Below are 21,666 nucleotides of genomic sequence, written 5' to 3'. Positions count from 1 at the left end.
AGATAGCGAACGGACGGGGCGGGCTCCGGCGACCCGGCCGGCGGCTCCGGCATGGTCGGGGTGCGCGGGCCGGCCGGCGGAGACGAGATCTCCGCCGACCAGCATAGGCCGCGTCCGGAGGGCGCCGCAGTTGCGCGGTCAGGCCGGATCCCCCGGCGTACGGCGCTGCGGAGCCGCCTCGTCGGCCGGTGGATCGAGCGGCGGCAGTTCGCGGGTGGCCGGTTCCGCGGAGTCGGTCGTGGCCTCGGTGGCCCACTCGTCGGCGCGGTCGGGCGTCTCCGGGCCGGCGGTCGTCTCCGCGCTGCCGGCGGTCTCCGGGCCCGCGGCCGGGGAGCCGTACGGCGCCGAGACCGTGACGTCCGGCGCGGGCTGCGTGGTGGGCTGCTCCGGGGGACGGCCCGAGCGCAGCGCGCCGATCAGCCCGAGCAGTCCGATCAGCACCAGCCCGCCGGCCAGGAACCAGCCGACCGGGGGTACGGAGAGGCCGAGGATCCGGGCCAGCAGCCACCAGACGGACAGGCCGAGGAAGACGAGTCCGAAAGCGAACGACACGATGTCGGTACGGTGTGCCTTCACCGGGTCACCTCCAGCTTGCCGGCGTTCACGTGGACGTAGAGGCGCAGCTTGCCGCCACCGGGACCGTCGGCGCCCGGGTCGGTGGTCTCCCACTGACGACCGCCGAGCCCGCCGCTGCGCCGGCCGAAGACAGTGGCGTCGCCGGCGTTCACGTCGGCCACAGTGGTCACGTCGACGTCCGGCGGTACGACAACTGTCGCGTTGCCGAGGTTCACGTCGACGGTCACCTGGACGTCCTGCTTGTCGAAGTCGATCCCGCGCAGGTCGAGCGTCGCGTCACCGAGGTTGTTCTCGTACCGGTCGGCCAGGTCGCGCAGGTCGGTCGGCGCCCAGGTGACGTTGCCGTCGATGCCGCGTACCCGGTCGTAGGACTCGGCGACGGTGGCGATGCCGAGCGCCGCCGCTGTCACCAGGCCCAGGGCGATCAGCCAGCGGGCCCGGCCGAACCAGGTGCCGACGAGCAGACCGAGGCCGATGGTCGCGAGTACCGCGGCGAAGTAGCCGGCGGCGCCGACCGGGAAGACGTCGAGCAGGTCGAGCATTGCGACCATGCCGAGCGCCAGGAAGATCAGCGAGAACGTGATCGCGCCGAGCGGCGAGCGCTCCTTGGGCCGCTTCGGCGGTCGCGGCGGCCGGACCGGTGGCGGAAAGGGCGGCGGAACGGGCGGCGATCCGGCGTACGGGCCGTGCGGGGCGAACGGCGGCCGGTAACCGCCGGGCGGCAGCGGTGCGCCCACCGGCGCGGGCGGCGGCACGGCGGCCGGCTCGTCCAGCCGGGCCCCGGCGTCCCGCGCGCCCGGCCAGGCCGGGTTCGCGCCGTACGCGGGCCAGGTGGCGGTGTCGGCGACCGGGCCGGTCACGTGCTGCATCGCGACGGTCGTCGGCTCGGACGGGCCCGGCCGGGTGCCGGCCGCGGCGGGCCAGCCCGGCGCCGGCAGCGTCGGGTAGCCGGTAGTAGGCCCGGGGTGGCCCGGCTCGCGCTCCGCGTCGGACGTGGCCGGGTGCCCCGGCTCGGACGGCGCCGCCGGCGGGTAGCCCGGCTCGGACGCGGACACCGGCGGGTAGCCGGGCTCGGACGCGGACACCGGCGGGTAGCCGGGCTCGGCGGGCATGCCGCCGGACGGCGCCGCCGCGGGGTGTGCCGGTCCGGCGGGTGTGCCGGTCCACTGTGCCGCGGGGGGAGCCGCGGTCCAGGTGCCCGGCGCCGGGGCCGGCGGCGCGGGCCAGGCCACCGGTGGTACCGGACCCGGCGGGGGACCGTGCGGCGGCGCCGGCTGAGCCGGCCGCTGCGCCGGGCCGCGCTGCTCGCGGTTGAGCAGGAGCGCGCCGCCGATCAGGATCACCGCGCCGAGCAGGATCGCCCGGAACCCGTCGGTGACGACGTAGGCGAAGCCGAGCGCCACCACGATGCCGAGCACGATCACCGTGATCGGGGACATGCTGGACCGGCCCCGGCCGAGCATGGCCTCCACCGGCGAGGCGGTGTCGCCCTCGCCGGGGATGATCAGCCAGCCGGCGACGTACACGATGATCCCGATGCCGCCGAAGAAGCCGAGCACGGCCAGCAGCACTCGCCACAGCACCGGGTCGGTGTTCGTGGCCCGGCCGATGGCGGCGCACACCCCGGCCAGGTAGCGGCCCTCACGGGGGCGTACCAGGCCGTACCGGGTGGTGAAGCCGGCGGCACCGGGCGGTGGGGCGTACCCACCGGGTGGCGGACCGCCGAACGGCGTGCCGCCGCCGGGCGGCGGGGTCGCCTGGTCGGTGGGTGCCGCTCCCGGCGGGGGCGGCGGGGCGTCCTGTGCTGCCGCCCAGGGGCGGGGCGGACGGGCAGCGTCCTCGTTCATGCCTTCGATACTGCTGCCCCGGCCGCCCGAGCAGCCTCCGGACCCGACCCTGACCCCACCCTGAGATCCTCCGCCGGTGAAACTCCGGGGCGTCCCCGTGGTCCCGGGCGTCGCGGCCGTGTGACGATCGGGGCGTCGGCGCCGCCGGCATGTCCGCCTCGACCTGGGAGCCTCCGATCAGCAGCACCCCCGCCCCGCACGCCCCGCGCCTCTACCGGGCCACCGACCACCGGCTGGCCGCCGGGGTGGCCGCGGGCATCGCCGAGCACCTGGGCATCCCGGTGCTGCGGGTACGCGTGGCGTTCATGGTGCTGCTCGGGCTGAGCGGTCTCGGCCTGTTGCTCTACGCCGCCTTCTGGGCGGTGGTCCCGCCCCGCCCCGGCGACACCGCCGTCCCGCCCCGCCGCGACCTCGCCCAGCTGCTGCCGTTCGTGGTGATCGGGCTCGGCGTGCTGCTGCTCCAGGTGGTCGCGTTCAACTCGGTGGGCGCGGCCGGCACCGCCGGCTGGCTGGTGGCGATCATCGCGGTCGGCGCGGGCGTCATCTGGCACCAGTCCGCCCCGGAGCGCCGCCGGCAGTGGGGCGACTCGGCGGTGCCCTGGCTGGGCGCGGTGGTGGAGGAGAGCGACAGGCGCGCGTTCGTGCTGCGCTTCATCGGCGGCGGCGTGCTCGTCGCGGTGGGCATCATCGGCGTGGCGGCCGTCTACTCGCCGGCGCAGAACGTCGACGCGGTGCTCAACGGCGTGATCTTCGCGCTGGTCGGGCTGGCCGGCGTGGGTGTGGTCACCGGTCCGGTGCTCTGGCGCACCTGGAACCAGCTCCGCTCCGAGCGGGAGGGCCGCATCCGTGAGCAGGAGCGCGCCGAACTGGCCGCGATGGTGCACGACCAGGTCCTGCACACGCTGGCCCTGATCCAGCGCAACGCCAGCGACGTCAAGACGGTGCAGCGTCTGGCCCGGGGCCAGGAGCGCTCGCTGCGCAACTGGCTCTACAAGCCGGCCGCCTCGCCCACCGAGCGCTTCGCGGCCGCCCTGGAGCAGGCCGCCGCCGAGGTGGAGGACACGTTCGCCATCACCGTCGAGGTGGTGGTGGTCGGCGACCGGGAGACCGACGAGCGGGTGGGCGCGATCGTGGCCGCCGCCCGGGAGGCCCTGGTCAACGCGGCCCGCCACGCCGGTGTGCAGACCGTGTCGCTGTACGCCGAGGTGGAGCCGGAGCAGGTGAGCGTGTTCGTCCGGGACCGGGGCAAGGGCTTCGACCCGGATACGGTGGAGAATCACCGGCACGGCGTCCGGGGCTCGATCATCGGACGGATGAAGCGGCACGGCGGCCGGGCGGAGATCCGGTCCGAGCCGGGGGAAGGGACCGAGGTCCGGCTGATCCTGCCGATCAGCGGCTCCGGCTCCACGGCGGAAAGGGACAAGTGACATGTCCGAGCAGGAACCGGTCGAGGGTACGGCGCCGAGCGGGCCGCTGCGGGTGTTCCTCGTCGACGACCACGCGATGTTCCGGGCCGGCGTCCGCGCCGAGCTGGGCACGCGCGTGGAGGTGGTCGGTGAGGCCAGCTCGGTGGCCGAGGCGGTGACCCGGATCGCCGCCACCGCTCCGGACGTGGTGCTGCTCGACGTGCACATGCCCGACGGTGGTGGCCGCGCGGTGCTGGAGGCGATGCGGCGTACCCACCCGCAGGTGCGGTTCCTGGCGCTGAGCGTCTCCGACGCCGCCGAGGACGTGATCGGCCTGATCCGCGCCGGCGCGCGGGGGTACGTCACGAAGACGATCTCGCCGGAGGAGCTGACCGACGCGATCCGGCGGGTGGCCGACGGCGACGCGGTGTTCAGCCCGCGGCTGGCCGGGTTCGTGCTCGACGCGTTCGCCTCCCGGCCGGACGCGCCGGTGGCCGACCCCGAGCTGGACCAGCTCACCAACCGCGAGCGCGAGGTGCTGCGGCTGCTCGCCCGGGGGTACGCGTACAAGGAGATCGCCAAGGAGCTGTACATCTCGATCAAGACGGTCGAGACGCACGTCTCCAACGTGTTGCGCAAGCTCCAGATGTCGAACCGGTACGAGCTGTCCCGGTGGGCCGCCGACCGCCGGCTGGTCTAGGAACCGACGCCCGCCCGGGGGCGGGGCCTCGGCGACCTCGTACCCCGGGGGTGCCGGTGGTGCCCGCTCGGTCGGCATGGCATCATCCGGACGGACAAAAAACCCGGCAGCCGGGTGCCTGCGAAGGGGGCCGACGCCGGCGCGGTGAACGTCACAGCCTCCCGTGTCGCAGGGACGTCCGTCGACCTGTCTGTGCCCGTCTTGCCTGTTCAGGGCCCTATCGTCCGTGCGCTTTGTGATCTTTTCTCAAGTATCGGCAACGTGGCGACCAACTAACGGCTTGATAACGGCACCTTCACGGAAAGGGCCGGTTGGTGTCACAGTGGCAGCACCTCACCCCCCGGTGTGAGGCATCTCGTCGGGCCTGCCGACCACGTGACGCCGTCTTTCGCGCCGCCGCGTGGTCGCCGACCCTGCGCGGTGTCTCGTCCAGGGTGTGGCGCCCGGCGGATCGGTACCCCTGGGGTGTCCCGAATTCCTCTGCGGTAAACCGGCGTCCTGCGGTTCGGGTCGCCGGTGGTGTCACCCCCAAAGACGTGCGTGAAACTCACGACGGAACCAGGTTAGAAAGAGGAGGCCCCTCGGAATGAGAGTCTCGAAGCGGGCGAGCGGCGCGCTCGCGGTGGGCGCGGCATTCGCGCTCGTCGCGTCCGGCTGCTCCAGCGGGAACAACGACGGTGGCGACGCCGGCGCCAGCAAGGACGGCGCGATCGTCATCGACGGCACCCAGCCGGAGAACCCCCTGGTTCCGGCGAACACCACCGAGACCGGTGGCGGCGCGATCATCGACTGGATGTGGAGCGGTCTGGTCGAGTACCCCAACAACGGTGGGGCGCCGCAGAACCTGCTCGCCGAGTCGATCGACACGAGCGACTCGAAGGTCTTCAAGGTCAAGATCAAGCAGAACACCAAGTTCCACGACGGCACCACCGTCAAGGCCGAGAGCTTCGTCAAGGCCTGGAACTGGGCTGCGTACGGCCCGAACGGCGCGCAGAACGCCTCCTTCTTCTCCGACATCCAGGGCTTCGACGAGGTCTACACCGAGGACCCGGACGGCCCGGACGGCCCGCAGAAGGCCCCGGAGCCGAAGGCCAAGGAGATGTCCGGCCTGAAGGTCGTCGACGACTGGAACTTCGAGGTCACGCTCTCCGCGCCGACCGCCGTGTTCCCGACCAAGCTCGGCTACAGCGCCTTCGTGCCGCTGCCGGACGCGTTCTTCTCGTCCACCCCGGCTGACTTCGGCAAGAAGCCGATCGGTAACGGCCCGGTCAAGCTCGTCTCCTGGCAGGACGACGTCGAGATCAAGCTGACCCGCTTCGACGACTACAGCCTGCGCGACAAGATGAAGGTCAAGGACGTCACCGTCAAGATCTACCAGGACGACACGGCGGCGTACAACGACCTGCTCGCCGGCAACCTGGACTTCCAGCAGCAGGTTCCGGTCTCCGCGCTGGCCGGTGAGAAGTGGAAGACCGACCTGGCCGAGCGGGCCATGGCCTCGACGACCCCGTCGACCGGCATCATCGCCTTCCCGATCTACGACAAGCGCTTCCAGAACCCGAAGCTGCGCAAGGCGATCTCGCTGTCCATCGACCGGCAGTCGATCACCGACAAGATCTTCTTCGGTACCCGTAAGCCGGCCGACAGCTGGGCCAACCCGCTGACCCCGGGCGCCGAGCCGGGCAACTGCACCGCCTGCAAGTTCGACGTGGCCCAGGCCAAGCAGCTCCTCCAGGAGGCCGGTGGCTTCCAGGGCAAGCTGACCCTGTCGTACAACGCGGACGCCAGCCACAAGGAGTGGATGGAGGCCGTCGCCCAGCAGATCAAGACCAACCTGGGCATCGACGCTGTTGCCGTCGGCGTGCCGACCTTCGCGGTCTTCCGCGCCAACATCAACGCCTACAAGATGACCGGTGCCTACCGGGCCGGCTGGCAGCAGGACTACCCGGACGTGGAGAACTGGATCAACCCGCTCTACGTCACCGGTGGTTCCTCGAACGACGGCAAGTACAGCAACCCGCAGGTGGACGCCCTCGCCAAGGAGGCCTCCGCGGCCCCCAGCATCGAGGAGGCCCACAAGAAGTTCGCTGAGGCCGTCAAGCTCATCGACCAGGACGTCCCGTCGATGCCGATCTACTTCGGTGGCCAGCAGTCCGGCCACTCGGAGAAGATCAAGAAGCTGGAGCTGACCAACGTCGGCGAGCTCGACATCACCTCGGTCGAGCTCTGATCCGAACGGTCTGACCCCGGGTCGGGCTCGCCTACCGGTGAGCCCGACCCGGGGCCGTTCCGCGAGGGGGTGTACAACGGACCCCTCGCACGTTGTCGCCGCCGCGCCGGCTCACCCGGCGCTCCCTGTCTGGAGGACCACCCCATGGGCCGTTATCTCTTGAGACGGCTGCTGCAACTCGTGCCGGTGTTCATCGGCACGACGTTCCTGATCTACTGGCTCGTCTGGTCGGTGCCCGGTGACCCCTTCGCCGGCAAGTGCGGCGACCGCGGTTGCCCGCCGAACTACCGGGCCATGATGACCGAGAAGTACAACCTCGACGAGTCGATCTGGGTGCAGTACGCCAGCTACATGAAGAACCTTCTGCAGGGTGACTTCGGTATCACGTTCGGCGGTCGCGAGATCAGCGACATCATCGCCACGTCGTACCCGAACACCCTGAAGCTGGCGGTGGTGGCCCTCGCCATCGAGGCCGTGATCGGTCTCGGCGCGGGCATCCTGACCGGTCTGCGGCGCAACGGCTTCCTGGACAACCTGGTCCTGGTCTCCACCCTCTTCCTGATCGCCCTCCCGGTCTTCGTCATCGGCTTCGTGCTGCAGTGGCTGCTCGGCGTGAAGTGGGGCATCATCAACCCGACCGTGTCCAACGAGATGCGGTTCAGCGAACTGATCGTGCCGGGCTTCGTGCTCGGAAGCGCATCGATGGCGTACATCGCCCGGGTGGCGCGTACGAGCATCGCCGAGAACCGGCGTGCCGACTACGTCCGCACCGCGATCGCCAAGGGTCTCCCGATGCGCCGCGTGGTCGGCGTGCACCTGCTGCGCAACTCGCTCATCCCGGTGGTCACCCTGCTCGGCACCGACCTCGGCGCGCTGATGGGTGGCGCGATCGTGACGGAGGGCATCTTCGGCATCAACGGCATCGGCCGGCAGGTGCTCCGCTCGATCGTCACCAAGGAGAGCGCTACCGTTGTCGGCATCGTTGTGGTGCTGGTGCTCGTCTATCTCATCATGAACCTGGTGGTGGACCTGCTCTACGCCGCCCTCGACCCGAGGATCCGCTATGAGTGACCGCCGCAGCGTACGAAACGTCCCAGCAGTCTGCGCGGGCAACCACGCCCGTGCCGAGCGCAGCGAGGTACGGGCATGAGTGACCCGAATACCGCGTCGATCGTGTCGACGCCGCCCGCGACCATGCCCACCGAGGCGGGGTCGGGCGCGCCCACCAACGCGGGCCTGCCGGAGAGCGCGAAGCAGAACAAGCCGCGTGGCCTGCTCGGTGACGCCTGGATCGACCTGCGCCGCAAGCCGCTGTTCTGGATCTCGGCGACGATCATCCTGGTCTTCCTCGTGATGGCGGCCTTCCCGTGGCTGTTCACCTCCGGCGACGCGGTGAACGGCTCGCTGGACCGCAGCCGGGTCGAGCCGTCGTCGGCCGCCTGGTTCGGCTACGACGTGCAGGGTCGCGACGTCTACGCCCGGGTCATCTACGGCGCCCGCGCCTCGATCGTGGTGGCTGTGGTCTCCACCTTCCTGACGCTGCTGGTCGGCGGCACGATGGGCATCATCGCCGGCTACCGCGGCGGCTGGGTGGACGCGCTGCTCTCCCGCATCGCGGACATCTTCTTCGGCCTGCCGTTCGTGCTCGGCTCGATCGTCATCCTGACCACGTTCAACGGGTCCGGCTCCGACAACGGCGAGTGGACGATCATGGGCCTGGTCATCATGTCCCTGAGCGTGCTGAGCTGGCCGGTCGTGATGCGGCTGATGCGCTCCTCGGTGCTCGCCACCAAGGAGGCCGACTACATCGTCGCGGCCCGCGCGCTCGGCGCCGGCACCGGCCGGATCATCCTCAAGCACCTGCTGCCGAACTGCCTGGCCCCGCTGCTGGTCTACGGCACGATCATGGTCGGCTCGTTCATCGGCGCGGAGGCCACGCTCTCGTTCCTGGGCATCGGCCTGAAGAGCCCGGTCGTCTCCTGGGGCATCATGATCAGCGAGGCGCAGAACTACATCCGGGTCTCGCCCTACCTGCTGTTCTTCCCCTCCGCGTTCCTCGTCGCCGCCGTGCTGAGCTTCGTCATGCTCGGCGAGGCGGTCCGCGAGGCCCTCGACCCGAAGCTCCGATAGGGGAACTGAGTTGTCCGACATTCTCGTGTCCGAGCAGTCCTCGCCGGGCGCCGACGGATCCGGCCGCCCCTCGGGTCGGCTGCTCGAGGTCGACGACCTTCGGGTGGAGTTCCGCACCCGGGACGGCGTCGCCAAGGTCATCAACGGAGTCACGTACCACGTCGACGCGGGGGAGACCCTCGCCGTGCTCGGCGAGTCCGGCTCCGGCAAGAGCGTCACCGCGCAGACCATCATGGGCATCCTGGACACCCCGCCCGGCTTCGTCACCGGCGGCAAGGTCCGCTTCCACGGCAAGGACATGCTCACCATGTCCCCCGAGCAGCGGCGGCGGATCCGGGGCGAGGGCATCGCCATGATCTTCCAGGACTCGCTCTCGGCCCTCAACCCGGTTTTCACAGTCGGCTTCCAGATCGCCGAGCAGTTCCGCATCCGCCGCGGCATGAGCCGCTCGGACGCCAAGAAGCGCGCGATCGAGATGCTCGACCAGGTGAAGATCCCCAACGCCAAGGGCCGGTTCAGCAACTACCCGCACCAGTTCTCCGGCGGTATGCGGCAGCGCGCCATGATCGCCATGTCGCTGGCGCTGGACCCCGAGGTGCTGATCGCCGACGAGCCGACCACCGCGCTCGACGTGACCGTGCAGGCCCAGATCATGGACCTGCTCGGCGAGCTCCAGCGGGAACGGCAGATGGGCATGATCCTGATCACCCACGACCTCGGCGTGGTCGCCGACGTCGCGGACCGGATCGCGGTCATGTACGCCGGCCGGATCGTCGAGGAAGCCGACGTCTACGACCTGTACCGCAAGCCGGCACACCCGTACACGCTCGGCCTGCTCAACTCGATCCCGCGGATGGACGAGAAGGGCCAGGAGCTCCGCACCATCAAGGGTCTCCCGCCGAACCTGATGAACATCCCGACGGGCTGCGCGTTCAACCCGCGCTGCCCGATGGCGCAGCCGATGTGCCGGGAGAAGGTCCCGCCGCTGCTGCAACTGGGCAACGGCCGGGCCAGCGCCTGCCACTTCGCCGAGGAACTGGTGAACCGTGACTGAGAACATCATCGAGGTCCGTGACCTGGTCAAGCACTACCCCGTGACCCGGGGCGTGGTGTTCAAGAAGACCATCGGTCAGGTCAAGGCGGTCGACGGCGTCTCCTTCGACCTCAAGGCCGGCGAGACGCTCGGCGTGGTCGGCGAGTCCGGCTGCGGCAAGTCGACGCTGGCCCGGGTGCTGATGAACCTGGAGAAGCCGACCGGCGGCCAGGTGCTCTACAAGGGCCAGGACATCTCCAAGCTCTCCGGTGGCGCGCTGCGGCGGCTGCGCCGGCAGATCCAGCTGGTGATGCAGGACCCGTACACCTCGCTGAACCCCCGGATGACGGTGGGTGACCTGATCGGCGAGCCGTTCGAGATCCACCCCGAGGTGGCTCCGCGCGGCAGCCGGCGCAGCAAGGTCAAGGAGCTGCTCGACCTGGTCGGCCTCAACCCGGAGCACATCAACCGGTACCCGCACCAATTCTCCGGCGGTCAGCGGCAGCGCATCGGCATCGCCCGGGCGCTGGCGCTGCGGCCCGAGGTGATCGTCTGCGACGAGCCGGTGTCGGCCCTGGACGTCTCGATCCAGGCTCAGGTGATGAACCTGCTGGAGAAGCTCCAGGCCGAGTTCGGGCTGTCGTACGTCTTCATCGCCCACGACCTGTCCGTGGTGCGGCACCTCTCCGACCGGGTCGCCGTGATGTACCTGGGCAAGATGGTGGAGATCGGCACCGAGGACGAGATCTACGAGCGGCCGACCCACCCGTACACCCAGGCACTGCTGTCGGCGGTGCCGGTGCCGGACCCGACCGTGCGGGAGAGCAAGGCGATCATCCGGCTCCAGGGCGACGTGCCCTCGCCGGTCAGCCCGCCCTCGGGCTGCCGGTTCCGCACCCGGTGCTGGAAGGCGCAGGACGTCTGCGCCCAGGAGGTGCCGCTGCTCCAGATCCGGCCGGGCTCGGACCACCCGAGCGCCTGCCACTTCGCGGAGAAGCGGGAGATCGTCGTCACCCACGAGGTGGCCTGATCCGTTCCGGACCGCCTGCCGGCGTCAGCTCGACGCCGGCAGGCGGTTCGTCGTCTCCGTGGCCGTCACAGCGTCTCCGTGGCCGTCACAGCGGGCCGCGGCCGGCGCGCAGCAGCAGGAGCGCGAGCTGGGTGCCGTCGGCGCCGAGTTCGGACCGGAACCGCTCCAGGATCTCCCGCTCGCGGGAGAGCACCAGCCGGGTGCCGCCGGACGCCATCCGGGTCGCGCCGACCTCCTGGGAGAGCGCTGCCCGCTCCTGCCAGAGCGCGATGAGGGTGCGGTCGATCTCGTCGATCCGCCGCCGGATCTCGCCGATCCGTTCCGCCGCCGCCGCGTCGTCGGTGCCGGTCCGGGCCGCCGCGGCGCCGGTCGGGTCGCCGCCGGCCGGCCGGTCGTGCCGCGCCAGGCTGCCGCTGGACTCCACCACGTCAGTCATCATCGTCGTCCCTCTCGGGGCTCGGGCCCGGTACCCGGATCCCGGGACGGAAAAGCCCCGGGCTCGGGGAGCCCGGGGCGTTTCGTAGGTCTGTGATCAGGCGCGACCCACGGCTGCCGGACTCCCGGTGCCGTAGTAAAAGTAGAAGCGCTGATCGAACACGTCGTCGAGTATGCCGACCATCCGGGCGGGCGCGCAAGAAGACGCACCAACAGGTGAGACGTGACGGTGTGCGCCGGGCGGCGGCGCGGGCGGGGAAGTGTCCGCCCGGCGGCATAGACTCGGGCTGCGATGCATCCTCTCTTCGACATTCCCACATCCCCGCCCGCGCCGGAGTCCCCGCCCGCGCCGGAGTCCCGGCCGACCCCGCCGCGCCGTCCCGGGGGCGCCGGGTCGGACCCGGCCGCCCTCCTCGACGGCCTGAACGGCCCCCAACGGGACGCGGTGACCCACGCCGGCTCCCCGCTGCTGATCGTGGCCGGCGCCGGGTCCGGCAAGACCCGGGTGCTGACCAACCGGATCGCCTACCTGCTCGCCGCCCGCGACGTGCACCCCGGCGAGATCATCGCGATCACGTTCACCAACAAGGCCGCCGGTGAGATGAAGGAGCGGGTGGCCGCGCTGGTCGGCCCGCGCGCCCGGCTCATGTGGGTCTCGACGTTCCACTCCGCCTGCGTACGCATCCTGCGGGCCGAGCACGAGCACGCCGGCCTGAAGTCGACGTTCTCGATCTACGACGCGGACGACTCGCGCCGGTTGATGCAGATGGTCGCCCGCGAGCTGGATCTGGACCCGAAGCGCTACCCGGCCCGGGGCCTGGCCGCCCAGGTGTCGAACCTGAAGAACGAGCTGGTCGACCCGGAGGAGTTCGCCGGCCGGGCCAAGGGGCCGAACGAGCGGGCGCTGGCCGAGGCGTACACGCTCTACCAGCGGCGGCTGCGCGAGGCGCACGCGCTGGACTTCGACGACCTGATCATGACGACTGTGCACCTGCTCCAGTCGCACCCGCACGTGGCGGAGAGCTACCGGCGCCGGTTCCGGCACGTGCTGGTGGACGAGTACCAGGACACCAACCACGCCCAGTACGTGCTGATCAAGGAACTGGTCTCCGGTACCGAGGGGATCCCGCCGGCGGAGCTGTGCGTGGTCGGTGACGCCGACCAGTCGATCTACGCGTTCCGCGGCGCGACCATCCGCAACATCCTGGAGTTCGAGCGGGACTTCACCGACGCCCGCACGATCCTGCTGGAGCAGAACTACCGCTCGACCCAGACCATCCTCAACGCCGCCAACGCGGTGATCGACCGCAACACCTCCCGCAAGCCGAAGCGGCTGTGGAGCGACGCCGGGTCCGGCGAGCAGATCGTCGGGTACGTCGCCGACACCGAGCACGCCGAGGCCGACTGGGTGGCCCGGGAGATCGACCGGCTGGTCGACGACGGCGAGACCCGCCCGGGCGACGTGGCGTTGTTCTACCGCACGAACGCCATGTCCCGTGTGTTCGAGGAGGTGTTCATCCGGGTCGGCCTGCCCTACAAGGTGGTCGGCGGGGTGCGCTTCTACGAGCGCAAGGAGGTCCGCGACGCGCTCGCGTACCTGCGCGCCGTGGTCAACGACGACGACACGGTCAGCCTGCGCCGGGTCCTCAACACCCCGCGCCGGGGCATCGGCGAGCGGGCCGAGGCGTGCGTGGAGGCGCTGAGTGCCCGGGACCGCATCTCCTTCGGCGCCGCGTTGCGCCGGGCCAAGGACGCGCCGGGCATCTCCACCCGGGCGGCGAACGGCATCGCCGAGTTCGTCGCGCTGCTCGACGCGGCGCGGGAGCTGGCCGGCACCGGCACCCCGGAGGAGGTGCTGGAGGCGGTGCTGACCCGCTCCGGCTACCTGGCCGAGCTGGAGGAGAGCCTCGACCCACAGGACGCCGGCCGGGTGGACAACCTCCAGGAACTGGTGAGCGTCGCCCGGGAGTACACCGAGCGGATCGAGGCGCTCGGCGCCGACGACGAGCGAGCCACGCTCGCCGGCTTCCTGGAGCAGGTGGCGCTCGTCGCCGACGCCGACCAGATCCCCTCCGACGACCCGGACCACCAAGGGGTGGTCACGCTGATGACGCTGCACACCGCCAAGGGCCTGGAGTTCCCGGTGGTCTTCCTGACCGGCCTGGAGGACGGCGTCTTCCCGCACCTGCGCTCGCTCGGCGACACCCGCGAGCTGGAGGAGGAGCGGCGGCTGGCGTACGTGGGCATCACCCGGGCCCGCCAGCGTCTCTACCTGTCCCGCGCGGTGACCCGGTCGGCCTGGGGCGCGCCCGCCTACAACCCGCCGTCGCGGTTCCTGGAGGAGCTGCCGCCCGAGCTGGTCCGCTGGGAGCGCACCGAGGGGTCGTACACCTCGTGGGGCGGCGGAGGCGGGGGCGTCGGCGGCCGGGCGGACCGGCTGGGCCGCAGCGGCTTCGCCGGCGGCACGCCCAAGGCGACCGAGCTGGCGAAGCGGCTGGGCGTGGACGCCAGCCGGCTGGCCACCGCGAGCGAGCTGAAGCAGGCTCCGAAGGTCGCGGTGGGCGACCGGGTCAACCACCAGCGGTACGGCCTGGGCCGGGTGCTGGCGGTGGAGGGGGCCGGGCCGGGTGCCCGGGCCCAGATCGACTTCGGCGACCAGACCATGTGGCTGGTGCTGCGGCACGCCCCGATCGACAAGCTCTGAGCGTCAGGCGGACGGACCGCAGGCGCGGCCGGGCAGGAGACCGGCCCGGCCACGCCGGTGGACCACTGCGTCAGCAGGCCACGCCGATGCCCCGGGCACGCAGGAACGGCGCCGGGTCGATCTGGTTCCACATCGCGCCCTGGTGCACCTCGAAGTGCAGGTGCGGGCCGGTGGAGTCGCCGGTGGAGCCCTCGTACCCGATGACCTGACCGGCCTTGACCGTGTCGCCGACGCCGACGGCGAGCCGGCTCTGGTGGGCGTAGTGGGTCAGGTAGCCGTTGTGGTGGTCGATGAAGACCGAGATGCCGTAGCCGTCGCCCACGTCACCGGCCTTGACCACGGTGCCCGCTGCGGCGGCGTGGATCGGCGTGCCGGCCGGCATGGCGAAGTCGATGCCGGCGTGCTGGGTGCCCCAGCGGGGCCCGTAGCACGACGTGATGTCGGCACCCTTCATCGGGATGACCCAGGTGGGCTTCTTCGCCACTGTCGTCTTCTTCGGCTTCGGCTTGGGTTTCGCCGTCGCCGTCTTCTTCGGTGCCGGGCTGGTCGCGCTCGCGCTCGGGCTCGGCGACGGGCTGGCCGGTACGGCGGACGGGGTGACCGGCTCGCGGGCCGAACGGTCGGCGCGGTCGGCGTCGTCGGCGCGGGCCGCTACGCCGAGGTCGACGGCGGCCGGCGTCGGGTCGGACGGGGCGGTGGTGACGACCACGCCGCCGATGCCGAGGCCGAGCAGGGCCACCGCGCCGGTGACCACGTAAACGGTGCGCCGGGCGCGGCGCGGGCGCCGGTGCCGGGCGGGAGCGTTGTCCGGGGTGGGGCTGCTGTGCTGCACGGGATCCTTCATCGGTTCGAGGGGCACGTGACCTCGAAATACTGGTGTCGGTGCAGGTCGCAGCGGGTATCGGGGGTGCGGAGGCGGTGGCCCGCGCCGCCACCGCGCGTCCGGTTTCGGACCGGCCGGCCGGTTCGGTCGAAGAGACGATCATTCGGCGATGTGCTCCCGCTCACACCGGCCGGTGTGACGTGGCAGACATCGGCACAGACGAAACCGCCCGGACCGTGCGGTCCGGGCGGTGACGGGGCGGTACGGAGCGTCAGGACGCGGCTACGTCGCTGTAAACTGCCTCGACTTCGAGCTGAATGTCCACTCCGCGATCCTTGAGGAACGCCACCGGGTCCTGCGGCTGGCCCTTGACATGGATCTCCAGGTGCAGGTGGGAGCCGTAGGAGTGGCCGGTGTTGCCGACCAGGCCGAGCTGGTCGCCGGCCTTCACCTCCTGGCCCTCCTTGACCGTCACCGCGGAGGAGTGGCCGTAGATGGCCTCGCTGCCGTCGGAGTGCTGGACGATGACGGCGTAGCCGTAGCCGCCGAACCAGCCGGCCTTGGTGACGGTGCCGGCGTGGACCGCCTTGTAGGGCGTGCCCTCCGGGGCGACCAGGTCGATGCCGGTGTGCAGCTTGCCCCACCGCATGCCGTAGGGGGACTTGAAGTCGTAGCCGTGCAGCGGCAGGAGCCACGGGTCCTGCTCGGCGGCCTTGCTGTCGGAGCGGTCGGCACGGGACGGGCGCTCCGCGCTGTCGGCGCGGGCGGCGGCGTCCTGGCTGGCGACCGAGGCCTGCCGGAGCTCGTCGAGGACCGACGGGCTGACGCTCTTGGCGTCGGGGAGGGCGTTCGCGCCGATGGCGACGATGCCGGCGCCGACGAAGGCGGTGGTGACCACCGCGGCGTAGCGGCTCCGCGGGGGGGTGGGTACGCGGCGGCGGCCGCGATAGCGATCGGGCTCAGACGACAGGCGCTGGCGCACGCACACCCTCCGTTGTCGGGGATCCGATGCGACTCCGGACCGTTCGGTGAAGCTCGGTCGAACCTCCGGTGTCGCGTCGTCACCCGTCCGTGGACCTGATGACAACCGTGGACACGTTAGCCAACCGCCACTCCTGTCACAAGCCGAAGCGCCGAAATGCTGATTCGTTATGTCCAATTCCATCCGACCTTGTCATAGCTCGTGCCGCCGGTCGGATGGTATGTCGACTGCCCATTCGTCGCGGACAGTGACCGAACGGCGGAGGTGTCCGGCTTTCCGCGTACCCGGGTGGGCGGTAGTGGGGCGGCTCGTATGTGGGAAGGTCCGGCCCGGCTTCCCGCCTCCGGTCCGGCCGGGTTACCGTTCGTTCAGGTCAGGAGTGCCGGTGAAAGGTGTGCGCAGATGAGCTCTCGTATCCGGGTCGTCGTCGCGAAGCCCGGCCTGGACGGCCACGACCGGGGGGCGAAGGTGGTCGCCCGCGCCCTGCGTGACGCGGGCATGGAGGTCATCTACACCGGCCTGCACCAGACGCCCGAGCAGATCGTCGAGACCGCCATCCAGGAGGACGCGGACGCGGTCGGCCTGTCGGTGCTCTCGGGCGCGCACATGACGCTGTTCAAGCGCGTCGTCGAACTGCTCACCGAGCGGGACGCCACCGACATCGTGGTGTTCGGCGGCGGCATCATCCCCGAGGCCGACATCCCGGAGCTGGAGCGGCTCGGCGTCGCGAAGATCTTCACCCCGGGCGCCACCACCGGCTCGATCGTCGAGTGGGTGCGGGAGAACGTCGCCCAGCCGGTCGGCTGACCCCGCCCGGTTCCCGGCCCCTGCGTGCCCGGCCCCCGCGTTTCCGGCTCCGGGCACGGGGGAGGGGCCGGACGCACCCCTCACACGCCCGGCCCCTCTATGCACGATGCCCCGCCGCCACCCCTCGACCGACAGGGCATCGGCCGCTCCCGTCGCCGCGCTTGACCAGCGCGCCGACATCACACTCAACGACGCCCCCGACGGGCGGTTACGCCCCGGTCCGGAGATCCCCCGGACGGCTGACGCCCGCGCGCGCCGGTGCGGCCGTGCCCGGGACGGCCGGACGACAGCCTGTGCATTACCGCACACCCCGCACCCGCTCGGTTGCCGCCCGTTCCCATCTCGTTAGGCTGCGGCAAATGGCCTGTCTCATCTGATGACAGGCGTCAAACTGATTTTCCGAAGCTGGTGGCGGCGCGACGGCGCGCCGCGGAGACGGGACGGGACGCGCAATCGTGGACCTGTACGAGTACCAGGGGCGGGACCTGTTCGAGCGGCACGGCTTGCCCGTGCTCGCCGGCGGCGTCGCCACTACCCCGGAGGAGGCCCGCGCGATCGCCGAACGCCTCGGCGGCCGGGTGGTCGTCAAGGCGCAGGTGAAGGTCGGTGGCCGCGGCAAGGCCGGCGGCGTGAAGCTGGCCGAGGGCGCGGAGGAGACGGTGGCCCGGGCCACCGACATCCTCGGCATGGACATCAAGGGTCACACCGTCCACAAGGTCATGATCACCGTGACCGCGGACGTGGCCGAGGAGTACTACTTCTCGTACCTGCTCGACCGGGCGAACCGCACCTTCCTCTGCATCGCCAGCGTGGCCGGCGGCATGGACATCGAGCAGGTCGCGGCCGAGACCCCGGAGCGGGTCGTGAAGGCGCCGATCGACGCCAACACCGGCGTGGACGAGGCCAAGGCGCGCGAGATCGTCACCGCGGCCGGCTTCCCGGCCGAGGTCGCCGACCAGGTGGTCGAGGTCGCGGTCAAGCTGTGGCAGGCGTTCGTGGCCGAGGACGCCACGCTCGTCGAGGTGAACCCGCTGGCCACCACCAAGGACGGCAAGCTGCTGCTCCTGGACGCCAAGGTCACCCTGGACGAGAACGCCGGGTTCCGGCACCCGGACCACGAGGCCCTGGTCGACCAGGCGTCGGTGGACCCGCTGGAGCAGGCCGCGAAGGCCAAGGACCTCAACTACGTCAAGCTCGACGGCGAGGTCGGCATCATCGGCAACGGCGCGGGCCTGGTCATGTCCACGCTCGACGTGGTCGCGTACGCGGGTGAGCGGCACGGCGGCGTCAAGCCGGCCAACTTCCTCGACATCGGCGGCGGCGCGAGCGCCGAGGTGATGGCGAACGGCCTGGAGATCGTGCTGTCCGACCCGTCGGTCAAGAGCGTCTTCGTCAACGTCTTCGGCGGCATCACCGCCTGCGACGCGGTCGCCAACGGCATCGTGCAGGCGCTGGCGCTGCTGGAGCAGCGCGGCGAGAAGGCCACCAAGCCGCTCGTCGTGCGCCTCGACGGCAACAACGCCGAGGCCGGCCGGGCGATCCTCGACGGCGCGGCCAACCCGCTGATCCAGCGGGTCGACACCATGGACGGCGCGGCCGAGCGGGCCGCCGAGCTGGCAGCTGCGGGGGTCTGACAATGGCTATCTGGCTGACCAAGGACTCCAAGGTCATCGTGCAGGGGATGACCGGTTCCGAGGGTTCCAAGCACACCCGGCGGATGCTCGCCGCCGGCACCAACGTGGTCGGCGGCGTGAACCCGCGCAAGGCCGGCACCACTGTCGACTTCGACGGCACCGAGCTGCCCGTCTTCGCCTCCGTCGCGGACGCGATGAAGGAGACCGGTGCCGACGTCACCGTCATCTTCGTGCCGCCGCAGTTCACCAAGGCCGCCGTGGTCGAGGCGATCGACGCCGGCATCGACCTGGCCGTGGTGATCACCGAGGGCGTGCCGGTGCACGACACCGCCGCGTTCTGGGCGTACAACCGGGCCCAGGGCGAGCGCACCCGGATCATCGGCCCGAACTGCCCGGGCATCGCCTCGCCGGGCGCGTCGAACGCCGGCATCATCCCGGCCGACATCACCGGCTCCGGCCGGATCGGCCTGGTCAGCAAGAGCGGCACGCTGACCTACCAGATGATGTACGAGCTGCGCGACATCGGCTTCTCCACCTGCGTCGGCATCGGCGGTGACCCGATCATCGGCACCACCCACATCGACGCCCTGGCCGCCTTCGAGGCGGACCCGGAGACCGACGCGATCGTCATGATCGGTGAGATCGGCGGCGACGCCGAGGAGCGGGCGGCCGAGTTCATCAAGGCCAACGTCACCAAGCCGGTGGTCGGCTACATCGCCGGCTTCACCGCCCCGCCCGGCAAGACCATGGGCCACGCCGGCGCGATCATCTCGGGCTCGGCGGGCACCGCCGACGCCAAGAAGGCGGCGCTGGAGGCGGTGGGCGTCAAGGTCGGCAAGACCCCGACCGAGACCGCCAACCTGATGCGGGAGATCATGTCCGGCCGCTGAGTGGCCGAGCGACGTGTCGAGGGGGTCGACCGGGGAACCGGTCGGCCCCCTCGCGTTCAGCGATACCAGTACGGGTAGTACGAGTTGCCCCGGGCGCGCACGATGGCGCTGGCGACGATGTTGATCACGCCGAACGCGATGGCCAGCCAGCCGAGCAACTGCGACCGGCCGTTGCGCCGGGCGTCGCGGATCGACAGCGCGCCGAAGACGATGCCCAGGATCCCGCAGCAGAGCAGGCCGAAGACGATGCCGAGGACGCCCCAGAGCGTGGTCCGGTCCCGGCCGACGGCCGGTGGCGGCGGGGGCGGCGGATACGGAGCGTGCACGGCTTCCTCCGAGCGGTCGGCGCCGCGACGGGAACGGTCGCGTCTGAGGCCGAGGCTAGACCGGATCACCACCGCGGGACCGGGGTTCGGCGAACTCGCCACGCTGCCGACCCGGTATCGGACTGCCGTCCTTCCCGCGGCGTGCCAGAGTAGACACGATGTCACGCGTCACCCCTGACCAGCCCCGCCGTCCGGCCACCGGTCCCCCCGCCGGCGCCCGGCCGCCCGGCCGTGCCCGCCCGGCCGCGCGGGTGCCCGCACCCCGATCGGGTGAGGAGCCCCGCAGCCGGGCCCCGCTGCCGGTCGCCGCCGGGGTGGCCGCGCTCTGGGCGGCGCTGACCTCCTGGCTGCCGGTGTCCGCCGTGCTGGGCCTCGCCCAGCTCAGCGAGGACGCCGGATCGTTCGGCGGCGCGTTGCGCGCCGGCCTGGCCGGCTGGCTGCTCGGGCACGGGGTGCCGCTGCAGACCACCGCCGGGCCGCTCGGCCTGGCGCCGCTCGCACTCAGCGCGCTCGTCGTCTGGCGGCTCACCCGCGCCGGGGTGCACGTCAGCCGGGCCGTCGGCGCGCGCGGGGCCGGCTCACCCCGCCAGGCGCTCACCGTCGCGGTCGCCGTCGGCATCGGGTACGCGCTGCTCGGCGCACTCGCCGCGTTCGCTGTCGACGCGGGCGGCCTGCGGGTCTCCCCGGTCACCGCCGCGCTCACGTTCGCCGCGTTCGGCGTACCCGCCGCCCTGGTCGGCGCGCTGCGCACCACAGGTGTCTGGGCGCTGCTGGCCGAGCGCTGCCCACCGCCGGTGCGCGACGGTCTGCGCACCGGACTGGTGGCGGCGCTGCTGCTGTGCGGCGCGGGCGCCGGTGCGGCCGGGCTGGCGGTGGCCACCGGTGGCGGCGACGCGGCCGACATGATCGGGGCGTACCGGACCGGGGTGGCCGGTCAGGCGGGCATCACACTGGTCAGCCTCGCCTACGCGCCGAACGCGACCGCCTGGTCGGCGAGCTACCTGCTCGGCCCCGGGTTCGCGGTCGGCACCGACACCGCCGTCCGCACGAGTGAGGTCTCCGTGGGCGCGCTGCCGGCCGTACCGCTGCTGGCGGGCCTGCCGCGCGGCCCGATGGACGGGCTCGGTGGCGCGCTGCTGGCCGTGCCGGTGCTGGCCGCCATGGCGGCCGGCTGGCTGCTGGCCCGGCGGCTGCTGCGCGTGGCGGCCGAGGAACGCACCGAGGCGGGCTGGCCGGCGCTGCTGCTGCCGGCCGCGCTCGCCGGACCGGTCGCGGGCGCGCTGCTGGGGCTGTTCGCGGCGGCCTCCGGCGGGTCGCTCGGCGGTGGCCGGCTGGCCGAGGTCGGGCCGTCACCGTGGGCGGTGGCCGCGGTGGCCACGCTCGTGATCGGGGTGGGCGCGGCGCTCGGCGCCGCCGCCACCCGCACGCTGACCCGCCCGACCCCTCCGCCCCGCGCCACCCCGGCTCCCCGCTGACCTCGCGGCGCGGCTCGGGAACGCGAGAGGGGCGCCCACCGGATGGTGGACGCCCCTCGTCGGACGCCGGTCAGGCGCCGAAGTTGTTCATGTTGATCGCCGCGCCCGCGATGGCGCTGACGATGCCGACGACCACGCCGACGGCACCGCAGATCAGGGCGGCCCGGGCCTGGCCGGCGTTGCTGGCCTCACCGGCCTGGACCTTCTTCTGGCCCAGCACGCCGAGGACGACGGCGACGATGCCGGCCGGGACGCCCAGCAGCGGGCAGCACAGGCCGAGCACGATCGACGCGATGCCGACGATCATGCCGGCCAGCCCCATGGTGTTGTTCTGGCCCTGCCCCGGGCCGCTGGGGTAGCCGGCGGCCGGGTACTGCGGCGCGGCGCCGTACGGCTGCTGCTGCGCGTACGGGTCCTGGCCGTAGGCGGGCTGACCCGACGTGGGCTGGCCGTACGGCTGGCCCGAGGTCGGCTGCTGGCCGTACTGCGGCTGCTGCCCGTACGGGGGCTGCTGGCCGTACTGCGGGGCCTGCGGCGGCTGGGCGTACGGGTCGTGCGGCTGCGCGTTCGGGTCCTGGTTCGGCTGCTGGCCGTACGGGTCCTGTCCGGGGTAACCGGGCTGCATGTCTGGTGCTCCT

The 21,666-nt window shown here is 71.9% G+C and carries 19 protein-coding genes; 12 read left to right on the top strand and 7 right to left on the bottom strand.

Features of this window, described 5'->3' with window-relative positions; translation table 11 throughout:
* Positions 1 to 138: 138 nt before the first annotated feature.
* Both FB454_RS05995 and FB454_RS05990 read right to left on the bottom strand, forming a co-directional pair.
* Positions 139 to 576 (bottom strand): hypothetical protein, encoded by a 438-nt coding sequence (locus FB454_RS05995; RefSeq protein ID WP_145822616.1) that lies wholly within the window; start codon positions 574 to 576, stop codon positions 139 to 141.
* Entirely contained in the window at positions 573 to 2,423 is a 1,851-nt protein-coding gene (locus FB454_RS05990; protein WP_145754057.1) for a PspC domain-containing protein, read from the bottom strand. Before FB454_RS05990 ends, FB454_RS05995 begins: the two co-directional genes overlap by 4 nt.
* Positions 2,424 to 2,572: 149 nt before the next feature.
* Here FB454_RS05990 and FB454_RS05985 point away from each other — a divergent pair, with 149 nt between their 5' ends.
* From FB454_RS05985 to FB454_RS05955, 7 genes are all read left to right on the top strand, one after another.
* Positions 2,573 to 3,850, top strand: a complete 1,278-nt coding sequence (locus FB454_RS05985) for an ATP-binding protein (RefSeq protein ID WP_030269421.1) — start codon at positions 2,573 to 2,575, stop codon at positions 3,848 to 3,850.
* Between the two features lies 1 nt (position 3,851).
* The gene (locus FB454_RS05980) at positions 3,852 to 4,529 is read left to right on the top strand and encodes a response regulator (protein WP_013473634.1); all 678 of its coding nucleotides are present in this window, start codon (positions 3,852 to 3,854) and stop codon (positions 4,527 to 4,529) included.
* A gap of 586 nt (positions 4,530 to 5,115) precedes the next feature.
* Complete coding sequence (locus FB454_RS05975) at positions 5,116 to 6,759, top strand: peptide ABC transporter substrate-binding protein (RefSeq protein ID WP_013288524.1); 1,644 nt, start codon at positions 5,116 to 5,118, stop codon at positions 6,757 to 6,759.
* Between the two features lie 144 nt (positions 6,760 to 6,903).
* The gene (locus FB454_RS05970) at positions 6,904 to 7,830 is read left to right on the top strand and encodes an ABC transporter permease (protein WP_013288523.1); all 927 of its coding nucleotides are present in this window, start codon (positions 6,904 to 6,906) and stop codon (positions 7,828 to 7,830) included.
* Positions 7,831 to 7,905: 75 nt separating this feature from the next.
* Positions 7,906 to 8,889: an ABC transporter permease gene (locus FB454_RS05965; RefSeq protein ID WP_013288522.1), complete on the top strand. Its 984-nt coding sequence runs from the start codon at positions 7,906 to 7,908 to the stop codon at positions 8,887 to 8,889.
* Between the two features lie 25 nt (positions 8,890 to 8,914).
* The gene (locus tag FB454_RS05960; RefSeq protein ID WP_013288521.1) at positions 8,915 to 9,943 is read left to right on the top strand and encodes an ABC transporter ATP-binding protein; all 1,029 of its coding nucleotides are present in this window, start codon (positions 8,915 to 8,917) and stop codon (positions 9,941 to 9,943) included.
* Positions 9,936 to 10,952 (top strand): ABC transporter ATP-binding protein, encoded by a 1,017-nt coding sequence (locus FB454_RS05955; RefSeq protein WP_145754060.1) that lies wholly within the window; start codon positions 9,936 to 9,938, stop codon positions 10,950 to 10,952. The genes FB454_RS05960 and FB454_RS05955 overlap by 8 nt, the downstream gene beginning before the upstream one ends.
* An 85-nt stretch (positions 10,953 to 11,037) precedes the next feature.
* Here the strand turns inward: FB454_RS05955 and FB454_RS05950 are convergent, their stop codons facing one another.
* On the bottom strand, positions 11,038 to 11,391 hold the full coding sequence (locus FB454_RS05950; protein WP_013288519.1) for a chorismate mutase: 354 nt from the start codon (positions 11,389 to 11,391) through the stop codon (positions 11,038 to 11,040).
* Between the two features lie 288 nt (positions 11,392 to 11,679).
* Between FB454_RS05950 and pcrA the strand changes: the two genes are divergently transcribed.
* The gene (gene pcrA / locus FB454_RS05945; RefSeq protein WP_145822615.1) at positions 11,680 to 14,091 is read left to right on the top strand and encodes a DNA helicase PcrA; all 2,412 of its coding nucleotides are present in this window, start codon (positions 11,680 to 11,682) and stop codon (positions 14,089 to 14,091) included.
* Between the two features lie 70 nt (positions 14,092 to 14,161).
* Here the strand turns inward: pcrA and FB454_RS05940 are convergent, their stop codons facing one another.
* Complete coding sequence (locus FB454_RS05940) at positions 14,162 to 14,935, bottom strand: M23 family metallopeptidase (RefSeq protein ID WP_013473628.1); 774 nt, start codon at positions 14,933 to 14,935, stop codon at positions 14,162 to 14,164.
* Positions 14,936 to 15,185: 250 nt separating this feature from the next.
* Positions 15,186 to 15,896, bottom strand: a complete 711-nt coding sequence (locus FB454_RS05935; protein WP_013288516.1) for a M23 family metallopeptidase — start codon at positions 15,894 to 15,896, stop codon at positions 15,186 to 15,188.
* A 402-nt stretch (positions 15,897 to 16,298) separates the two neighbouring features.
* Between FB454_RS05935 and icmB the strand changes: the two genes are divergently transcribed.
* The 3 genes from icmB (at position 16,299) to sucD (ending at position 19,227) form a co-directional block, all read left to right on the top strand.
* Positions 16,299 to 16,703 (top strand): coenzyme B12-dependent isobutyryl CoA mutase small subunit, encoded by a 405-nt coding sequence (icmB, locus tag FB454_RS05930; RefSeq protein ID WP_013288515.1) that lies wholly within the window; start codon positions 16,299 to 16,301, stop codon positions 16,701 to 16,703.
* A 455-nt stretch (positions 16,704 to 17,158) separates the two neighbouring features.
* A complete protein-coding gene (sucC, locus tag FB454_RS05925; protein WP_135241995.1) occupies positions 17,159 to 18,337 on the top strand; it encodes an ADP-forming succinate--CoA ligase subunit beta in 1,179 nt (392 codons plus the stop codon).
* Positions 18,338 to 18,339: 2 nt separating this feature from the next.
* On the top strand, positions 18,340 to 19,227 hold the full coding sequence (gene sucD, locus FB454_RS05920) for a succinate--CoA ligase subunit alpha (protein ID WP_013288513.1): 888 nt from the start codon (positions 18,340 to 18,342) through the stop codon (positions 19,225 to 19,227).
* A gap of 56 nt (positions 19,228 to 19,283) precedes the next feature.
* On the opposite strand, the gene FB454_RS05915 is transcribed toward sucD, so the two are convergent.
* The gene (locus FB454_RS05915) at positions 19,284 to 19,553 is read right to left on the bottom strand and encodes a hypothetical protein (RefSeq protein ID WP_013288512.1); all 270 of its coding nucleotides are present in this window, start codon (positions 19,551 to 19,553) and stop codon (positions 19,284 to 19,286) included.
* A 158-nt stretch (positions 19,554 to 19,711) separates the two neighbouring features.
* Between FB454_RS05915 and FB454_RS05910 the strand changes: the two genes are divergently transcribed.
* Positions 19,712 to 21,028 (top strand): cell division protein PerM, encoded by a 1,317-nt coding sequence (locus FB454_RS05910; RefSeq protein ID WP_030269427.1) that lies wholly within the window; start codon positions 19,712 to 19,714, stop codon positions 21,026 to 21,028.
* A 70-nt stretch (positions 21,029 to 21,098) separates the two neighbouring features.
* On the opposite strand, the gene FB454_RS05905 is transcribed toward FB454_RS05910, so the two are convergent.
* Positions 21,099 to 21,653, bottom strand: a complete 555-nt coding sequence (locus FB454_RS05905; RefSeq protein ID WP_013288510.1) for a DUF4190 domain-containing protein — start codon at positions 21,651 to 21,653, stop codon at positions 21,099 to 21,101.
* Positions 21,654 to 21,666 lie beyond the last annotated feature (13 nt).

The sequence above is a fragment of the Micromonospora sp. CNZ297 genome, assembly GCF_007827625.1.
Note: the sequence above shows the minus strand (reverse complement) of the source record. Positions and strands in the feature narration are given on the sequence as shown.

Bases quoted from the DNA above. Each gene is read 5' to 3' on its own strand.
- FB454_RS05990 (WP_145754057.1), bottom strand. From the start codon at position 2,423: ATGAACGAGGACGCTGCCCGTCCGCCCCGCCCCTGGGCGGCAGCACAG.
- FB454_RS05985 (WP_030269421.1), top strand. From the start codon at position 2,573: ATGTCCGCCTCGACCTGGGAGCCTCCGATCAGCAGCACCCCCGCCCCG.
- FB454_RS05980 (WP_013473634.1), top strand. From the start codon at position 3,852: ATGTCCGAGCAGGAACCGGTCGAGGGTACGGCGCCGAGCGGGCCGCTG.
- FB454_RS05975 (WP_013288524.1), top strand. From the start codon at position 5,116: ATGAGAGTCTCGAAGCGGGCGAGCGGCGCGCTCGCGGTGGGCGCGGCA.
- FB454_RS05970 (WP_013288523.1), top strand. From the start codon at position 6,904: ATGGGCCGTTATCTCTTGAGACGGCTGCTGCAACTCGTGCCGGTGTTC.
- FB454_RS05965 (WP_013288522.1), top strand. From the start codon at position 7,906: ATGAGTGACCCGAATACCGCGTCGATCGTGTCGACGCCGCCCGCGACC.
- FB454_RS05950 (WP_013288519.1), bottom strand. From the start codon at position 11,391: ATGATGACTGACGTGGTGGAGTCCAGCGGCAGCCTGGCGCGGCACGAC.
- pcrA (WP_145822615.1), top strand. From the start codon at position 11,680: ATGCATCCTCTCTTCGACATTCCCACATCCCCGCCCGCGCCGGAGTCC.
- FB454_RS05940 (WP_013473628.1), bottom strand. From the start codon at position 14,935: ATGAAGGATCCCGTGCAGCACAGCAGCCCCACCCCGGACAACGCTCCC.
- icmB (WP_013288515.1), top strand. From the start codon at position 16,299: ATGAGCTCTCGTATCCGGGTCGTCGTCGCGAAGCCCGGCCTGGACGGC.
- sucD (WP_013288513.1), top strand. From the start codon at position 18,340: ATGGCTATCTGGCTGACCAAGGACTCCAAGGTCATCGTGCAGGGGATG.
- FB454_RS05910 (WP_030269427.1), top strand. From the start codon at position 19,712: ATGTCACGCGTCACCCCTGACCAGCCCCGCCGTCCGGCCACCGGTCCC.
- FB454_RS05905 (WP_013288510.1), bottom strand. From the start codon at position 21,653: ATGCAGCCCGGTTACCCCGGACAGGACCCGTACGGCCAGCAGCCGAAC.